The 2,778-nt window shown below is 56.2% G+C and carries 2 protein-coding genes and 1 pseudogene; all 3 read right to left on the reverse strand.

What is annotated here, in order from left to right:
• Nucleotides 1-334: 334 nt before the first annotated feature.
• Nucleotides 335-1,618, reverse strand: coding sequence for a glycerate kinase type-2 family protein (locus AC2FH6_RS21355; RefSeq protein ID WP_496693147.1), 1,284 nt, complete (start codon nucleotides 1,616-1,618; stop codon nucleotides 335-337).
• A 7-nt stretch (nucleotides 1,619-1,625) separates the two neighbouring features.
• Nucleotides 1,626-2,603: an HpcH/HpaI aldolase/citrate lyase family protein gene (locus AC2FH6_RS21360; RefSeq protein ID WP_142640422.1), complete on the reverse strand. Its 978-nt coding sequence runs from the start codon at nucleotides 2,601-2,603 to the stop codon at nucleotides 1,626-1,628.
• Nucleotides 2,604-2,621: 18 nt separating this feature from the next.
• Nucleotides 2,622-2,778 (reverse strand): annotated as a pseudogene (gene glyA / locus AC2FH6_RS21365) (serine hydroxymethyltransferase); the annotation flags it as partial.

Below are 2,778 nucleotides of genomic sequence, written 5' to 3' on the forward strand. Positions count from 1 at the left end.
TGATCCACTGGATCAATTGCTTAACGTCTTCACCTCGTCAGGCTCATAACCTGAAGGCCAAAGGTTCAAACCCTACTCCAAAAAAGCAACTTTAGAACGAAAATTACAATTACTTACACGCCGATCAACGCCAAACATCCCGCAAAAATAATGCCTATATCCTTCCGTCAGAGCCTAAAACATCGCCTGTGACATTGGAACAAACGCCTCTTTTATGGCTTTGAAATCAGACTATCGCATGAATCGGACCTTTCTCGACGGATTCAGGCATTACTTTCCAATTCGACATCTCTGACGCTATATCAACCTGATGCCCGCCAAGTTTAGCGCGCGCTCAAGCTTCAGGCCCAAGCAGCAATACTTGGATATCTGCAACATTGGTTCCGGTCGCACCAGTCATCAGAAGATCACCCGATAGTCCCAATGCACGGTGACTGTCGTTGTTTGCTAACAGCGTGGACGGATTTTGCCCCGCATTGCGGATACGGTCGAATGTTCCCACATCCACAATCGCACCCGCTGCGGGGGTCGGACCATCACGGCCATCTGTTCCACCGCTGAGGAAAATCCAGTTGCCGGGAATAGCTTCCCCTTGCGCCAGTTGGGCGACGCGCAGCGCTAGTTCCTGATTGCGCCCACCAAGACCCGAACCCTGCAGCCGGACGGTTGTCTCCCCTCCGAAAAGTAGAGCGACCGGGCGGTCGGAAGCCACAGAACGGGCCGCTTGCAGAATCTGACGTGCAGCGTCGGACACGTCTCCTGTCAGTGCTTTGGATGCAATTTCAGCCCGACAAAACTGCGCCGCACAGCGATGCGCAGCCTCAAGGCTTATCGTGTTCGACCCGATCAGATGATTTGTCGCTTCAACTGCTATCGTCTGTTCAGGAACGCTGTGTTCAAGATGGTCCCGCACGGATTGGGGCAGACGCTTCCAGATGCCAGCCCCAATGCAGATCCTGCGGGCATCGGCTTGGGTTCCGATGGGTGGAGAAGTGGGGCCGCTGGCAACGGCACGCAGGTCATCTCCGATCACATCCGACAGAATATAGGCTGTGACCGGTGCAGGTGAACCGTGTCGCAGAAACCCTCCGCCCTTGAGCTGGCTCAGATGCTGGCGCACCAGGTTCATGTGCACGATGTCCAATCCGGAAGACAACAAGAGCTCGTTGACCACAATCTTATCCGATAGGGACAATCCGTCCACAGGTGCCGGAACAAGGGCCGATCCCCCGCCAGAGATCAGCGCTATGATCTGATCTTGCTCGCGTGCTGCGCTGAGCAGATCAATGATCTGGCGACCGGCTTTGAGGCCCCGTTCGTCCGGAACGGGGTGTGCACTGTTCAACACAGTTGCACCGGGTACGACCGCTTGGTTTTCGGAATGGGTCACGGCCAGAGCGACATGATCACCCTGAACGTTTTGCAAGGCTTCCGCCATCATGGCTGGGGCCGCTTTGCCAATCGCGATTAGGATGCTGCGCCCACCCTGTTTGGGCGCAGGCAATGGGGCTGATTGCAGCCGTCTGCTCAGGGATACCGCCGGATCTGCCGCGGCTATGGCTTCGGCAAATATGTTGGCGGCACAATCGCGTTGAGACATGGACGATTGTAAAGTCATGAGGCGATCATGCTGCTGCGATTTGACGGGCCTTTTCAACCATAACTTCAGCTTGACGGATCGAAGCATAGTCGATCAGGCGGCCATCCAACGAAACCGCTCCCTTTCCCGCTGCTTCGGCTTCGGCCATTGCTTCGAGAATGCGTTGTGCCTTGGTGACTTCGGCGTCGCCCGGCGACATAACATCGTTTGCCAGTGAAATCTGGCTGGGATGGATGGCCCATTTGCCCTCGCAGCCTAATACTGCCGCGCGCTTTGCGGCGGCTTTGTAGCCGTCCGGGTCTTGGAAGTCTCCAAATGGGCCGTCGATTGGGCGCAAACCATTGGCGCGGGCAGCCACAACCATGCGGGCAAGCGCATAGTGCCACATATCTCCCCAATGGGTCAGGCGTCCTCCGTCCGTATCGGCGTCAGTCAGAACGGAATAATCCGGATTAACACCGCCGATAATAGTCGTCCGCGCGCGGGTCGAGGCGGCATAGTCGGCTACGCCGAAATGCAGGCTTTCGTTACGTTTCGACGCCGCCGCGATCTCACTGACGTTCTGCATCCCTAACGCAGTTTCGATAATATGCTCGAATCCGATGCGTTTTTTGTACCCCTTTGCATCCTCGATTTGCGTGACCATCATGTCGACGGCATAGACATCTGCCGCGGTGCCGACTTTGGGGATCATGATCAGATCAAGTCGCTCGCCAGCCTGTTCAACCACATCCACCACGTCGCGGTACATGTAATGCGTGTCGAGCCCGTTGATGCGTACCGACATGGTCTTGCTGCCCCAGTCGATGTCGTTCAGAGCCTCAATGATGTTTTTGCGGGCCTGTTCTTTCTCGTCCGGCGCGACGGCGTCCTCCAGATCAAGGAAGATGACATCCACGTCCGATTGTGCGGCCTTTTCGAACATTCCGGGTTGGCTGCCAGGCACGGCGAGTTCGCTGCGGTTTAGGCGGGCAGGAGCCTGTTCGATGGAATGAAAGCTCATGGGTTGGTGTCCTTCAGTTTACAAGTTTGGATAGATAGGGAATCTGGCGCAGAGGTTTGCGACTTCGGTTTTGACTTTGGCCTCGACCTCACCGTTATCGTCCTCGCCATTTGCGGCCAGACCGTCGACCACTTCGATGATCCAGTCGGCGATCTGGCGGAACTCGGCCTCGCCG

It is taken from the genome of Ruegeria sp. CDSC045 (assembly GCF_059610725.1).